Origin of the sequence: Nitrosomonas cryotolerans ATCC 49181 (assembly GCF_900143275.1) — a bacterium.
Classification (GTDB): domain Bacteria; phylum Pseudomonadota; class Gammaproteobacteria; order Burkholderiales; family Nitrosomonadaceae; genus Nitrosomonas; species Nitrosomonas cryotolerans.
In genome coordinates, this window is the sequence record NZ_FSRO01000001.1 from 1,411,023 (window position 1) to 1,425,453 (window position 14,431).

Below are 14,431 nucleotides of genomic sequence, written 5' to 3' on the forward strand. Positions count from 1 at the left end.
CTTACCTGTGACTAAACGATTGCTTTGCGCCTTATTTTTTCTGATAGTAGTTGTGCCTGTTCACGCAGCCACTATTGTCGCCATTGTTTCACCTCAGAATGCACCTGATGTTGTCAGTGGTGCACATACTTTTCTGCAACAGAATTCAAATATTACGATACAGGTACGTACTACTGAGCAATGGCTTGATCTTGATCCTGGTGAGCAACGACAGTTATTGCAATCGGCTGAACTGGTATTTGCTGGCGGTGTATTTGGTAATGTAGCGACATTGCTGAGCAGTTCTTTGCAGCAAAATATGGTTGATAATTTTGTTGCTGTACATAGTGATCGTCAGTTAGTAACCGCCTCACAGATACGTGGTAAACAATTACTGGTTAGTGCTGATATTGAGGCACTTATGCAAAACCCCGATCCTGATCAAGATGCTGATAAGTGGCTCGAATCCCGCTTAGAAAAATTTCCTCAGCAACACGATTGGTTGCTGTCACGTTTGTTTTGGTTGGGGCGCAGCAGTGCCAATATGCAGGGTTTATTCGCTCATCTCAATCATTTGCAGAACAATTCAGAAACAAAAGGCAGGCCGCATCTGGTGGCGCCTATCCGGGCCTATTATCGCGATGCGTTTTATCGGTTAGATCAATTCGATTTCTCGCAGAAATCATCCTGGGTGGTACTGCTGGATTATGAAATGGGTGATCGGCCTGGTGAGAAAAAATTACTGGATGAGTTGTGTGGTTTATTAGAACAAGCATCAACTGGGTGCATGTCGGTACTGGCTGGCTGGGGGACGGCCAGTGTACTTGCTATGCAAACACTGGTTGATCAGAGCAGCCGCATTCGCGCGTTAATATCATTGCAGAATTTTGTTGTCGGTGGTGGCGAAGGTCGTGAGCGGGTCACTGAACAATTTGAGGCTTTGAATGTGCCCGTAATTAAGGCGATCCGACTCAGCAGTAATACCGAGACGGATTGGTTGTTATCGGAAGAAGGACTCAGTTGGGACTCCGTGCATTATCGTGTTGCTATGCCTGAATTACAAGGCGTTACGCAGCCGATGGTGGTTGCTGCTTTGGGTGATGCGAGCATCGACCGTCTGACAGGTGCGAAACTTGCCTTATCACAAACCATTCCGTCTCAAGTCAAGCTGCTGGGGCAACGGGTCAATCGGTGGCTGACACTGCAGACCAAGGCCAACAAGGATAAAAAACTGGCGATTGTCTATTACAACCATCCACCGGGCCGCCATAATATTGGCGCAGACAACTTAAATGTTCCCGAATCTTTATTTGAAATACTAACCGCGCTGCAGGCAGAAGGTTATGACACGGGCACGCTACCTGCCAGCTCGGATGAATTGCTTGATTTATTGCAACTGAATGGCGTCAATCTGCCCGAAGACGGAAAAGCACTGGCCGATATGGCGACCAGAGTGCAGGTGGTGAATAAGCAGCAGTATCAGCAATGGTTTGCAACGCTACCTATAACGCTACAGCAGGAAATGGTTCATGGTCCGCTGGGATATCTACACAGTACATTGCAACGGGCTGTGCAACTGGAAGATAAAACCATTAGCCAGCGGTTGATGGCGCGTGTTATCAAGAATCTTTACCATGCACTGGATGGCGTAGACCACCCTGCGCGTGAACGCGTATTGAAATTACTTGATCAACTGGATGCAGTCTATGCCAATGATGATGTTAATCACATTGATTGGCATCATGCAGCGGAACTGGTTGATGCCATCACTACACAAGGTGTAGAAGGCATTCGTGGCTGGGGTGATGCGCCCGGCTATGTCATGGTGCATGACGGCAAGATTGTTTTGCCCGGGATTCAGTTTGGCAATATCTTTGTGGGGCCCCAACCACCGCGTGGCTGGGAGATCAATGAGGAGCTGCTGCATGCCAACCTATCATTCCCACCGCCGCATCAGTACATGGCGTTTTATCAATGGTTGAATCAGGCTTTCGGCGCGGATGCAGTCATTCACCTGGGGCGGCATTCCACATATGAGTTTTTACCGCGTCATCGCGTTGGCATGAGTGAGGAAGACTATCCGAGTGCCATATTAGGTGATCTGCCCAGTATTTATCCTTACATTGTAGATGGCGTGGGTGAAGGGATACAAGCCAAGCGCCGCGGCTTAGCGGTCATTATTGATCATCTAACGCCGCCGCTTGAGAGTACTGAACTGTATGACAGCTTATTGGCGCTACGCCAGCTGGTGGAAAGCTATGAAGCTGCGCCCTTTAATGCAGAAGCGATACGTCAGCGCGCCATCAGTGATATCAAACGTGTCATTGATGAGTTAAATTTAAAGGAAGAATTGATTGCCAACATGTCCGACGAGCTGGATGTTCGCGGTATTACTGAATTTGATCAGATTGATGATGAATTATTGGTGCATGAGGTCGGGCACTATTTGACCATACTGCAAGAAGATTTCATGCCATTAGGTTTACATGTTTTTGGGCGTGATTGGTCTAGTGATGCAGTAGCAACCATGCTGCGGTCTATGAGCCAGAATAAACCTGCGGGCAGTGATTGGGCGCAATTGTTACGCGCATCGCCAAAAGCAGAAATACAAGCATTATTGGCCGCGCTTGGCGGTCAATATGTCTTGGCTGGTCAAGGTAATGACCCGATTCGAACTCCCGAAGCTTTGCCAACAGGGCGTAATTTTTATGCATTGGACGGTAGTCTGATTCCATCACAGCTGGGTTATCAGATCGGTGTTGAGTTGGCGGCCAAAGCCCGTGCTGCTACTGTCATAAGCACTTATCAGGCGGAAGATGCGGAAGCGGATGCTATTGTACTTTGGGCATCTGATGTGGTGCGCGACGAAGGTGCCATGATTGCATTTGGTTTTGACATGCTCGGTGTGCGGCCAATATGGAATAGCAGGGGAATTTTTAAAGGGCTGGAGCGCCTTGATTTAACCAATCTAATTGATACCGGGCCGCAGGGCAAAAAAACGCCTCGTCTGCGGCGTGATACCTTGTTTACTACCTCAGGATTATTTCGTGACCTCTACGGTGCACAATTGGTTTGGTTAGAACGTGCCGTACTGATGGCGCTGGATGCTTCTTCCGATCTGATTCGTGAACAATATCCTGCTTTAACCTACGCATTAAACAGCGCTCTGGCACCACTCGATCATATTGCTCAGCCCGGCCGCGAACCACTGGTTATTAACCGCGTTGCCGCGCGTTGGATTGCGGATGCCCGCGCTGCTTTAAATGCGGGAATTAAGCCCGCGCAAGCTGGGCGCGAAGCGACTTACCGCGTGTTTGGTGCGCCGCCTGGTTCCTACGGTGCGGGTGTTAATCGTATGGTTGAACGTTCGGGTTCCTGGCAGGATAGGGGCCAAATAGCCAAAACATATATTGATCGTATGGGCCATGCCTATGGCATCGATTTACACGGTGATGCGACTCAAGATTTATTTCGCCAACGCCTGGATACGGTTGCTAATACCTATTTAGGGCGTGCCAGTAACCTGTATGGTTTGCTCGACAATAATGATTCTTTTGATTATCTGGGCGGATTGAGTCTCGCTGTGGAAACAGTGACAGGCCAGGTACCCAATAATTTTATCCTGTCACATACAGATAGCCATAATTTAAAAATCGAACCGCTGCAAACCGCATTATTAACAGAACTACGTGGTCGTTTTTTTAATCCCCAGTGGCTCAAGCCGCTCATCGATGAAGGTTATGCCGGTGCCAGAACCATGGGCAGCGAATTCCTTGAGTACCTTTGGGGCTGGCAGGTCACCAATCCTGGTGTGGTTAAGAGCTGGGTTTGGGATGAAGTCAAGCAGGTTTATATTGATGACAAATTAAATCTGGGTTTGGATCAATTTCTGCAACAGGGCCACAACGTACATGTAAAAACTAATATGCTGGCTTTGATGTTGGTCGCGGCCCAAAAGGATTTCTGGGATGCTGATCAGCAAACGCTCGAACAGATTGCTGAACAATTTGTCGCTCTTGTTCTGGCGCATGGTCTGCCCGGCAGTGGCCATACCACACAAGATCACCCAATTTACCAATGGTTGCAGGGGTATACCGCGACAGATCAGTATACGCAGCTACAAGCCTTATTGCAGGCAACCAAAGTGACGCCAGAAGTCGTCGATACGCCAATCATGATTACTGAAATCACGGTGGAGGGCGATACGACTGAAACACCTGCGGACTCACAGTCTGAGCATGATGCCGAGCAAGATACCGCATCACCTGATCATATTTTGCTTTATGCCTTATCAGTAATGCTCATTTTATTATTAATGATTGGCTGGTTACGCGGGGCAAGATTGCCAGCAGCCAATATCACAAGCAAGAGAGACTAATTCGATGTTTAGCTCAAGTTCAATTGGCATTATGCACAATCTGGTTGGTTATTTATTGACGCCCGTGATTTGGATATTATTATTGCTCTCAGCGCTTGCAATAGTTGAAATTGGCATGGCATTTTCTGAACGTTTCAAAGCAATTCCTGCCTGGGTGTCCAGCGGCGATATGATCGGACTAGAGCGCTTAGCCATGCATCGTATCGAGCGCAGTGATTTTCTGGCGCGGATCGCACCCATGCTGGGATTAATGGGCACTCTGATACCGCTAGGTCCTGGATTAGCTGCCTTGGGATCAGGCGAATTAAGCATTCTGACAACAGCCATGAGTGTAGCTTTTGACACGACCGTCCTGGGGTTGTTGGTGGGTATTATCGGATTTGTGCTGGGCCGAGTTCGACGCCGTTGGTACGATGAAGCCTTGCGTTGTATGGAGGCTCAAAATGCTTGTGGTGGCATTCATGGCTAGGCGCTGGCAACACGACCGTTTTAATTCAGGTGATGAGGAGCCACTTGGACCGATGGCCAATTTACTGGATTTGATGCTGGTATTTGCCTGCGGACTCATTGCCACTTTGATAGCAATGAGCAGTCAGTTGGAAGAACACTTTCAAACATCGCAGAAAACGGCCGGCCAGTCCAATACCCAGGTGATTAAAACCGGTAGTGAGCTACCCAAATTACCTACTGAAGCTCAGGGCGGCACAGATGGGCTTGAATCAGTTGGGCAAGTTTATCGTGACCTTAAAACGGGCAAATTGATTCTGATCGGCAAATAGTCTTCTTGAATCAAAGCCGTTCTGTATGTTTATTTCCGGATTTTTCTGCAAACTTGATTAACTATTTAATAGGCTAAAAATCAGCCCTTAATCCAGCAACAAGGACTCTTCCTGGTAATGGTGCAAAACATGAATTGTAGTCAGATTGGTCGAGACTTTTGAAAAATCGCTCACCAGAAGTTTTTGGCTATTGATTATAAAGGGCTCATTTTTCAACTATTGGAGTTTTGCAAAGGTCTCATTTAATATTGCTTTTTTAAAATGATATGATGTAACATATCAAATATTAAGTGCTTTAGGTCTATTTATATGCCAACAAATCTGATTCAGAATACGCTCGTTGATCGTTTACCCGTGACTGTGTTGTCCGGTTTTCTAGGCGCGGGGAAAACAACTGTACTTAATCACATTCTTAATAATCAGCAAGGAAAACGAGTTGCGGTCATCGTGAATGATATGAGTGAGATCAATATCGATGCATCAATTATTGAGCAGGAAATTTCATTCAATCGTTCCGAAGAAAAACTGATTGAAATGAGTAATGGTTGTATTTGCTGTACTTTGCGCGAGGATCTACTGGTTGAAGTACGCAAACTTGCCGCCGAAGGAAAATTTGATTATCTGGTGATTGAATCTACCGGAATATCGGAGCCACTACCGATTGCAGAAACATTCACTTTTGCAGATGAGGAGGGCATCAGCTTATCAGATATTGCACGATTGGATACCATGGTAACTGTAGTTGATGCGGTCAATTTCCTTAAAGATTTTGAAGAAGCAAGAATGCTTCAGGAAACTGAGGAAAGCCTGGGAGAAGGCGATGAACGTAGCGTTGCAGATCTATTGACCGATCAAGTTGAATTTAGCGATGTCATTTTGATTAACAAGATAGATTTGATCATGCAGCAGGAGCTAACCCGGTTGCACGGTATTTTAAGCTGTCTCAATACGCAGGCAGAAATCATAGCGATTAAGAATGGTCAGGTTGATTTATCCAAGCTATTGAATACTCAAAAATTTAATTTTGAGCAAGCTCAGCAAGCACCTGGTTGGCTGAAGGAGTTACGTGGAGAACATATTCCGGAAACGGAAGAATATGGAATCAGCAGCTTTGTCTACACCGCAAGGAAACCATTTCACCCGCAGAAATTCTATGATTTTCTACACCATGAATGGCCGACAGGTAAATTACTTCGCTCGAAAGGGTATTTTTGGCTCGCGACCCGGCCAGATTGTGCAGGGCAGTGGAATCAGGCTGGTGGCATTGCAGGCTACAGCTATAGCGGTATGTTTTGGAAAGCTGTACCAAAAAAACAATGGCCTACCGATAAAGAATATTTGGCATCTATTGCAGCGAAGTGGATTGAACCATTTGGGGATAAGCGGCAGGAATTGGTTTTTATTGGCCAGAATCTTAACCAAGAAGCAGTCTGTCAATGGTTGGATGAATGTTTGTTGACCGATGCAGAACTGCTTGCTGGAAAGGAATACTGGACTACCTTGGAAGATCCTTTTCCTGCTTGGGATGATGTTTGATATGCAAACATATCTAACGAATAATTATTTATTGAACCCAGTGCCGCCTACGCAAAGTACTTCTGTTATCGGTCATGCGCCTGAAGTGCTGACGCAGATCTATGATACACAGGTCAATATGTGCATTTTGAAACGCGCTATTGCGCCTGTCGTTAGAACGTATGTGGCGTATTTACAGCAAGAACATGTTGATTTCCAGTTGACGCGGCGGGTCAGTGTTCAGAGCGTGATTGCTGTGTTAATGGGATCATTGCCTGCGCATTCAATGCGCGTTAGCTTTATCGAAGATGTTGCAATGGCAATTGATATGTTTTCCTGTCTTTTCGAGCTTGATCAAGTAGGCTTACGGTTGCTGGTGTTAAATAAAACCATGTGTCCACGTTTTCATACAGATAAAGTGCCGTGCCGTTTGGTGACGACTTATGCAGGTAAAGGCACAGAATGGCTAGACATTGATGGAATAGATCGTTCATCGTTAGAAACCAGCAAAGAATCAATTGCTGAACACGATACTATTCAACGTTTAAGTGAAGGGGATATTGCCTTGCTCAAGGGGAATGGATGGGAAGGAAGTAATGGGTTGGGTGTTATTCATCGCTCGCCATCTCTTAATGACAATGAAACACGGTTACTGCTTACTCTCGATTTTGCTTAAATTTTAGTTATTGTGTAGTGAAAACATCCATACTAAAGTGTAGATCTATTATAAACACGCAGATTACTATTTATAATTACACAGAAAATTTTCTTACACACTTACTATATACCATTGGAAGCTAAATAGAATGCCAGCTGACATTGATCAGATCATTAAGAAATCGCAAGAAGCATGCGCATCGACGGGGGCTAAATTAACCAGCAAGCGAAAGAATGTGCTTACGGCGCTATTGACCTCATCGATTCCTCTTTCTGCCTATGAAATTGTCGAAAAATATAAAAACCAGTTTAATGAGGCACTACCGGTCATGTCGGTCTATCGCATGCTGGATTTCCTGATTCAGGAAAAGTTGGTTCACAAGCTTGAAACATCCGGCCAGTACATGATTTGCGCTCATATTACCTGCGATCACCCGCATGAAATGCCACAGTTTCTGATTTGCGATCGCTGTCATACAGTGAAAGAAATTGGCATCAAAAAGCAGATTATGTCCGAGCTGGAGCGCGGTATTCAGAGTACTGGCTTCACGTTGAGCAAAAAACAATTGGAATTGCATGGATTTTGTGAGCATTGCCAAAATAAACCTAGATAATGTATTTGCTTCGCTAATAAAGGCGTGAAATGCGTTTATTGCACTTGTTATGAACTTACAGGCTAAGCTCAAACCACCCAAAATTCCGCTAACTATCTCTAATCCTCATAATTGTTTGCCTGCTGACTTTAAAATCTCGTGCGGCTTGAGAAATATTAGGGTTTTGGGCTAATTGATTTTTTATCATCTCAACTTCCGGAAAACCCCGGTCTTAAGGCCGGGGATGGATAGGGAGTCAGCTTCGCTGATACTAAAGCCTGTTTTTTCACCTATTTCTGTTACAGTGTGTTAATGGAAATTAAGCGCGCATACAAATTCAGGTTTTACCCAACTTTTGAGCAAGAAACTATTCTGGCTCAAACATTCGGGTGTGCTCGGTTTGTCTATAATCGCATGTTGCGCGTTCGTTCTGGTGCTTGGTATACCGAGAAAAAAAGAATCGGGTATCATGCTACCTCCTCTTTGTTGACCGAGTTAAAAAAAGAGCCTGAATTTGAATGGCTGAACAAAGTTTCCAGTGTTCCTGTGCAGCAATCTCTCCGCCACCTGCAAACGGCATTTGGTAATTTCTTTGCCAAACGAGCCAAATACCCGTCATTCAAAAGCAAGCATGAGAAGCAATCGGCTGAATACACGTCCAGCGCCTTCAAGTGGGACGGTAAGTCTCTGAAACTGGCGAAGATGAAAGATCCACTGAATATCAGATGGTCGCGCACCCTTCCTAAGGCAACAAAACTAACGATTGCAACAGTCTCTAAAGACTCAGCGGGTCGATACCATGTTTCTATGTTTTGCGACGACTCTGTTGCGCGAAAGCCAAGGGTTAGCGGCAAAGTCGGCATTGACTTAGGATTAACGCACTTCGCTATTCTTTCTACGGGCGAGAAGATTGCGTCTCCTAACACGCTACGAAAGAATGAAACCAGGCTTGCTAAGCTGCAACGCAAGCTATCTAAAAAGCGCAAAGGGTCGGCCAATAGACAAAAAGCCAGACTGAAAGTAGCGCGACTACATGCAGGAATTGCTGATGCTCGTAAAGACTTTCTACATAAACTCTCAACACGGCTAGTGAACGAAAACCAAGTGATAGCTGTAGAGTCTTTAGCTGTTAGCAATATGAAGAAAAATCGTTGCCTCGCAAAATCAATTTCCGATGCAGGATGGGGTGAATTTGTGCGGCAATTAGAATACAAGTCGCTGTGGTACGGGCGAGAGCTTGTAGGTATTGACCGATGGTATCCAAGCAGCAAACGCTGCTCGGGATGTGGGCATACCGTAAACAAGATGCCTTTGAATGTGCGTGAATGGACTTGTCCGGAATGCGGATCAATCCATGATCGAGACATCAACGCAGCGCGTAATGTTTTGGCCGCTGGACTGGCGGTGTCAGCCCTTGGAGAATCTATAAGTCCTGTTTGCATTTAGGTGCGTCCGGGTTGGATTCGTTGAATTGGGAATCCCCTTCGTTTACGGAGGGGAGCAGTCAATTCATCAAGCTTGTCACCATTGAGTATTTTTGGTCTTCCTAGTGACACACCTTCTTCTTTAGCCCGTTTCAAACCAGATTGCGTTCGCTCGATCAAAAGATCGCGTTCGAACTCGGCCACTGCTGTGATGATGCCCATCGTCATTTTTCCTGCCGCACTGGTTAAGTCAACACCGCCAAGGGCTAAGCAGTGCAATCGTACGTTTTCTTTTTCAAGAAATTCTGCGGTTGATCTCACATCCATTGCATTACGCCCCAGACGATCAAGCTTTGTTACAACCAGGATGTCACCCGATTCCAAACGATCAACTAATTTACAAAAACCAGGCCGCTGTTTAGCGGCCACTGAGCCGCTAATATTTTCTTCAATGATCCGATTTGAGGAAATGGTGAATCCTGCGGCATTAATTTCAATGATTTGGTTTTTGGTTGTTTGGTCAAAAGTTGAAACACGGCAATAGGCAAATACACGACTCATTTTTAATCTCTTAAGGTTCTAATCTTAAATTTTGATAGAAGCGGACTATAAACTGTCCAAAATGGGTGTTCGTATGTTAACACGTGTACAAAACCAGAAAAGCTATTATTAGGACAGCTAAAAGCAGCCTGTCCGAAAACGATCGTTTTTGAACAGGGATAGATCAATGTCTAGCACAATGGAAGGGCAGTTAATGAAGGGAAGGGTTTTTTCATTCTTGGGGGTTTGAATGAGGAGAGGGCGGGTTTTAATTTCTGGTTCTAAGTTGTTTTTTCTTGTAGAGGAGGAGGGTGGCGGCTCTGTTGCAAAAAATAAAACCAGTTGTATTTTATTTTTTAAACAATTGTTTTTCAGATATCTTTTAAAGCCACTTTTCATCAAAAATTATTTTTTGCAACAGAGCCGAAATTCATACTATGAATGACGCATTACGTACCTTTGTTGGAATTTACCCTGAAAACAGAAATCTAATTATCTGATCCATTTTTAATGTTTCTGTTAACGCCATCTAAGAATCATGCATACGATACTTTCCTTTAACGATTGCTTCAAAGATTTCTCCCGGCACAATGTTTTCATCACTATGCATGACTCGATGAAATAGTTCATCGGGCAATACGCGAAGCACGGTCATTAATCCTTTTACGCCCATATGCCATTCTTTTCTCATTCCTCGAGTCTCCCGCTTTCCGTTGATCTTTCTTAGCGCTGCTTGACTCATGGGCATAGCTTTCATTTTCTGCGGGTAGCCGGGCACTTCAAAAGCAGGCTTCTCAAGTACCGATTCCGCTAACGGACGATTTGGAAGAGAGTCCAGGTATTGTGAAATACTCTCTTCTCCACGAATGCGGGGCCCTATTTGTGGCACCATGTGATTCATCATGTGGTGCACCATATGGCAATGAAAAATCCAGTCACCAGGATTAAAAGCTACAAATTCAAAATCTTGAGCCATTGCCACTCCCGTCAAAGTTGTATTTCTCGGAATCCATGCATTGGTAGGGATTCTACCGCCTTCCGTACCCGTCAACCAGAACGTATGGCCGTGAATGTGAATGGGGTGATGTTGCATCGGACTAAAATTCACTAATCGTATGCGCACCCGTTCACCGTGTTTGCACACCAAAGGCGTGGTATATGGGCCACTGCGCCCGTTAATAGTATGCCAGTTCCAGTCCATGCGCATGGAATCCACCGTATTCGAATTGGGAGGAATAAAAAAGTTTTGAAAGATCAACCCGAAATCACGATCAACGGGCGGGTCGTAAGCGATGCGGGGATGAATAATAAAAAAACCGACCATGCCAAATGCTTCTTGCATGGCCACGTGGCTATGATAAAAAAAAGTGCCGGTCTGGTGCAGATCATATTCGTAAATTTTGCTTTTTCCGGGCGGAATAAGGTGTTGCGTCAGACCTGGAACGCCATCGAATTCCACCGGCAATTCCAGTCCATGCCAATGCAAAGAAGTCGGTTCCGGCAGTTCATTATGAACCACAATTCGTACACGGTCTCCTTGCACGGCTTCTATCGTAGGGCCTGGCATACTGTTATTAAACCCCCAGACATTCATGTATTGGCCAGGAAGAAACTCACGTTTAACAGGCGTGCAGCGAAGCTCAAACTCTTTAGCACCATTAACCATTCTCCAAGGTAGCTTATCAAGATCAGGGGTCTCGAATGGAACGGCCTCAAGACCTGATTTTCGAAGGCCAGGAACCAGCTTGCCAAGATACTCATCGGAGTCAGGCGGACCACCAAAACTGGGCCGATATCGTGAGTAATCGGAGAATTCTGAATTAGCAGACTGCGGTTTATTTTTGTTGTCATTAACAGAATTCTCGCGCGACTGAGATTGGTTAAGTGTTTCGCTTTTTCCCAGCCGGGGAGATAATGACCCGACAGCTGCAGCCGCACCTGCAAGTAAAACTTGTCGTCGCGTTACATCGTCTTTCATCCTGACTCCTCATTGCTAAAAAAATGGCGCCATATCAGATTTTTCATCCTCATCTAGGTTTCGGAATGGCACCGATATGACCGGGCGACGTCACATTTTGTGGCGCTTGTAGACCGTCAGTCAGCAATAGCCCTTCTATGGCGACTCTACTTGTGCGCCAGACAATCAATTGATCCACATATTCCATCCGGTTTGCAAAAAATTCGCGTTGAGATTCCAGTACTGCAGGCCATGTCTCACGCGCAGCTTGATAGCTCTGCAATTGAGTTTTGTAGCGTTGTTCTGATTCTGGCAATATTATTTCCCGGTAACTATTAATATGTTGAAGTGCCGTGAGATATTGCTGAAATTGTTCAGCTAAGCTCCGGCGTAACAGAAGCTCCATACGTTTAACTTCGGACTCTTGTCTTGCCAGATCGGCATATGCTTGTTTAAGAGTGCCTTGGTTTCGATCAAATATAGGGATTTCGATGAAAGCTTGTACGCCAAACACTGTTTCGTCGGCTACATTATTGCGTCCACTGGCCAGTTGCACATTTATATTGGGAATGGGTTCCACTCGTTCCCGCTCAACTGTAATTTGATCGGATTTTACATTGGCGCGAGCAAGGCCCAGCTCTGGACTTTCTTGTAAGAGTCGTTGCAGTGCCTCTTCAAATTTCAGAGGGGTTTCGCTTTCTGTTAAATCTCCTGAAACCTGCGTTGAGGGGAGCGATGTTCCTACTATGGTAATTAAGCGTTCTTTTTCCAGCGCTAATTCATTCTCGGTCCTTTGTACGTTTAACTGTTGTTGCTGAAGTCGCACTTTTGCTTGATGAATATCCGCTTCATTGGCCTGGCCAACATTAAACATTTCTTGCACAGTTAAAAAATAATCCTGCCAACTTTTGAGAAGCTCCTGTTGAATTTTGACTCGCTCCTGAAACCCTACAAGACGATAAAATTGAATGACGATACCATTTATTACCCGATATTCCTGTGCCAGTGATTGGAACTCCGCTGCGGAAGCGCGCGCTAAATATTTTTGACGACTCAGATCAAGCTTTCCTGCTGTGATAATTTCCTGGCGAATAAATCCCCCTTGAAATTCCCCGCTTGTACCTTTTACGCCAATTTGGTCTGCAGAATACCCAATAACAGGATTGGGATATAATCCCGCCTGAAGTGCTTTAGCACGTTCAGCTTCAACATGAGACCAGGCTTGTGTTAATGTAGGATTGTATTGCCTAGCGAGATTCACCAGCGTATCCAGAGTAAGCGGTCCTTCTTCGCGAAATGCTTTGTTATTTCCCTGCTCAGTCAGAGAAAGAGCTGATGGTGAATTAATATTCTCGGACAAAGAGACACTGGAACGGAATGGAGTCATCTCAAGGCGAGATTGGTTTGTGATTGATGAGCTCTGCTGATGAGGAGGCGTAGCACACCCGACTACAGTTATGCTTAAAATTAGTTGAATAATCAAGCTCTGTTTTGTTCTGCACCAAAATAAAACTTGATTCCTATTTTCCGGCTTTTTCATAGTTTTTGATCTAGTGTGCATAGCGTCAAAATTATTTAACCAAGCATAGTCTGGGTCAAATGATTACTAATGATGTTTCTCCCTAATAGGCGGCTAATCCAGACAAAAACCTAGAAACGTTTTTGTGAAAGTATCTTCAATAATAACCAAAGTGAAATTTCAACATCAAAGTTTTAAAGTATGCAAAATTGTAGCTCTTTCCTTTCTCATGAAATTTAAGGCTCTGTTGCAAAAAATAAACGAGTTGGTGCATTATTGAATTTTTAAGGATATATCGCAATGTCGGATTTCAAATGGCGGCATCACCATAGTGGTGTGATTCTCGGGTGTGTCCGGTAGTACTGCAAATACGGGATTAGCTATCGGGAATTAGAAGAAATGATGCTGGAACGCGGGTTTGAAGTCGATCATACAACGCTTTACCGCTGGGTTCAGCATTATGCGCCAGAAATAGAGAGGCGCTTGCGATGGCACTATAAGGCGGGGATTGCTCGCAGCTGGCGAGTAGATGAGACTTATGTAAAAGTTAAAGAAGAATGGGCGTATTTATACCGGACTGTCGACAAGTGTGGCCACACAATTGATTTTTATTTGTCGTCTACTCGCAGTGCTAAAACGGCTAAGCGGTTCCTCGGCAAGGCATTCAAGCCCATAAAGCCATGGGCACATCCAAAGACGATCAATACAGACAAAGCACCGACTTTCGGCCCCGCTATTACTGAATTGCAGGAAGAAGAAAAATGCCCAAAATATACGATACATCGGCAGGTGAAATACCTGAATAATATTGTCGAAGCCGATCACGGAAAACTCAAGCAACTGATAAACCCAGTGCGTGGGTTTAAATCCTTAAAGACCGCCTATGCAATGATCAAGGGGTTTGAAATCATGCGCATGTTCAAGGAAGGGCAAATGGATAATTGGAAATACAGGCAGGGCTTCACAGGATAAATCCGTCTTATTGAAAGACAATTCTATTCTTACACCGAATAATACAACATATCAGAGACTTGCTCTGATCAATGCTATTTTTTTGCAACAGAGCCCGATTTTGAGCTTCTTGTTAAAC

The 14,431-nt window shown here is 44.9% G+C and carries 10 protein-coding genes and 1 pseudogene; 8 read left to right on the forward strand and 3 right to left on the reverse strand.

The window, feature by feature from the left end; all coding sequences use genetic code 11:
• Positions 1-7 precede the first annotated feature (7 nt).
• From BUQ89_RS06325 to tnpB, 7 genes are all read left to right on the forward strand, one after another.
• Positions 8-4,357, forward strand: coding sequence for a cobaltochelatase subunit CobN (locus tag BUQ89_RS06325; RefSeq protein WP_074202533.1), 4,350 nt, complete (start codon positions 8-10; stop codon positions 4,355-4,357).
• A 4-nt stretch (positions 4,358-4,361) separates the two neighbouring features.
• A complete protein-coding gene (locus BUQ89_RS06330; protein WP_028461861.1) occupies positions 4,362-4,826 on the forward strand; it encodes a MotA/TolQ/ExbB proton channel family protein in 465 nt (154 codons plus the stop codon).
• The gene (locus BUQ89_RS06335) at positions 4,819-5,136 is read left to right on the forward strand and encodes a DUF2149 domain-containing protein (protein WP_028461860.1); all 318 of its coding nucleotides are present in this window, start codon (positions 4,819-4,821) and stop codon (positions 5,134-5,136) included. Before BUQ89_RS06330 ends, BUQ89_RS06335 begins: the two co-directional genes overlap by 8 nt.
• Before the next feature lie 309 nt (positions 5,137-5,445).
• Complete coding sequence (gene zigA / locus BUQ89_RS06340) at positions 5,446-6,672, forward strand: zinc metallochaperone GTPase ZigA (protein WP_051537628.1); 1,227 nt, start codon at positions 5,446-5,448, stop codon at positions 6,670-6,672.
• A gap of 1 nt (position 6,673) precedes the next feature.
• Entirely contained in the window at positions 6,674-7,327 is a 654-nt protein-coding gene (locus BUQ89_RS06345; RefSeq protein WP_036573349.1) for a DUF1826 domain-containing protein, read from the forward strand.
• 130 nt (positions 7,328-7,457) lie between these two features.
• The gene (locus BUQ89_RS06350) at positions 7,458-7,922 is read left to right on the forward strand and encodes a Fur family transcriptional regulator (RefSeq protein ID WP_028461857.1); all 465 of its coding nucleotides are present in this window, start codon (positions 7,458-7,460) and stop codon (positions 7,920-7,922) included.
• A gap of 291 nt (positions 7,923-8,213) precedes the next feature.
• Complete coding sequence (gene tnpB / locus BUQ89_RS06355) at positions 8,214-9,347, forward strand: IS200/IS605 family element RNA-guided endonuclease TnpB (RefSeq protein WP_074202534.1); 1,134 nt, start codon at positions 8,214-8,216, stop codon at positions 9,345-9,347.
• Here the strand turns inward: tnpB and BUQ89_RS06360 are convergent.
• The 3 genes from BUQ89_RS06360 to BUQ89_RS06370 all read right to left on the reverse strand — a co-directional run bounded on the left by BUQ89_RS06360 (position 9,344) and on the right by BUQ89_RS06370 (position 13,209).
• Positions 9,344-9,886 carry a recombinase family protein gene (locus BUQ89_RS06360; protein ID WP_083399579.1) on the reverse strand — a complete coding sequence of 181 codons (543 nt, stop codon included), beginning with the start codon at positions 9,884-9,886 and terminating at the stop codon, positions 9,344-9,346. The two genes, tnpB and BUQ89_RS06360, sit on opposite strands and share 4 nt — an antisense overlap.
• A 508-nt stretch (positions 9,887-10,394) precedes the next feature.
• Positions 10,395-11,843 (reverse strand): multicopper oxidase family protein, encoded by a 1,449-nt coding sequence (locus BUQ89_RS06365; RefSeq protein WP_028462489.1) that lies wholly within the window; start codon positions 11,841-11,843, stop codon positions 10,395-10,397.
• Positions 11,844-11,892: 49 nt separating this feature from the next.
• On the reverse strand, positions 11,893-13,209 hold the full coding sequence (locus BUQ89_RS06370) for a TolC family protein (protein WP_036574117.1): 1,317 nt from the start codon (positions 13,207-13,209) through the stop codon (positions 11,893-11,895).
• A gap of 432 nt (positions 13,210-13,641) precedes the next feature.
• Between BUQ89_RS06370 and BUQ89_RS06375 the strand changes: the two are divergent.
• Positions 13,642-14,313, forward strand: a pseudogene (locus BUQ89_RS06375) (IS6 family transposase).
• The last annotated feature ends 118 nt before the right edge of the window (positions 14,314-14,431 follow it).

What these genes read in the sequence shown, in the direction of transcription:
- tnpB (WP_074202534.1), top strand. Translation starts at nt 8,214, where the DNA reads ATGGAAATTAAGCGCGCATACAAATTCAGGTTTTACCCAACTTTTGAG.
- BUQ89_RS06335 (WP_028461860.1), top strand. Translation starts at nt 4,819, where the DNA reads ATGGCTAGGCGCTGGCAACACGACCGTTTTAATTCAGGTGATGAGGAG.
- BUQ89_RS06345 (WP_036573349.1), top strand. Translation starts at nt 6,674, where the DNA reads ATGCAAACATATCTAACGAATAATTATTTATTGAACCCAGTGCCGCCT.
- BUQ89_RS06360 (WP_083399579.1), bottom strand. Translation starts at nt 9,886, where the DNA reads ATGAGTCGTGTATTTGCCTATTGCCGTGTTTCAACTTTTGACCAAACA.
- BUQ89_RS06365 (WP_028462489.1), bottom strand. Translation starts at nt 11,843, where the DNA reads ATGAAAGACGATGTAACGCGACGACAAGTTTTACTTGCAGGTGCGGCT.
- zigA (WP_051537628.1), top strand. Translation starts at nt 5,446, where the DNA reads ATGCCAACAAATCTGATTCAGAATACGCTCGTTGATCGTTTACCCGTG.
- BUQ89_RS06350 (WP_028461857.1), top strand. Translation starts at nt 7,458, where the DNA reads ATGCCAGCTGACATTGATCAGATCATTAAGAAATCGCAAGAAGCATGC.
- BUQ89_RS06370 (WP_036574117.1), bottom strand. Translation starts at nt 13,209, where the DNA reads ATGACTCCATTCCGTTCCAGTGTCTCTTTGTCCGAGAATATTAATTCA.
- BUQ89_RS06330 (WP_028461861.1), top strand. Translation starts at nt 4,362, where the DNA reads ATGTTTAGCTCAAGTTCAATTGGCATTATGCACAATCTGGTTGGTTAT.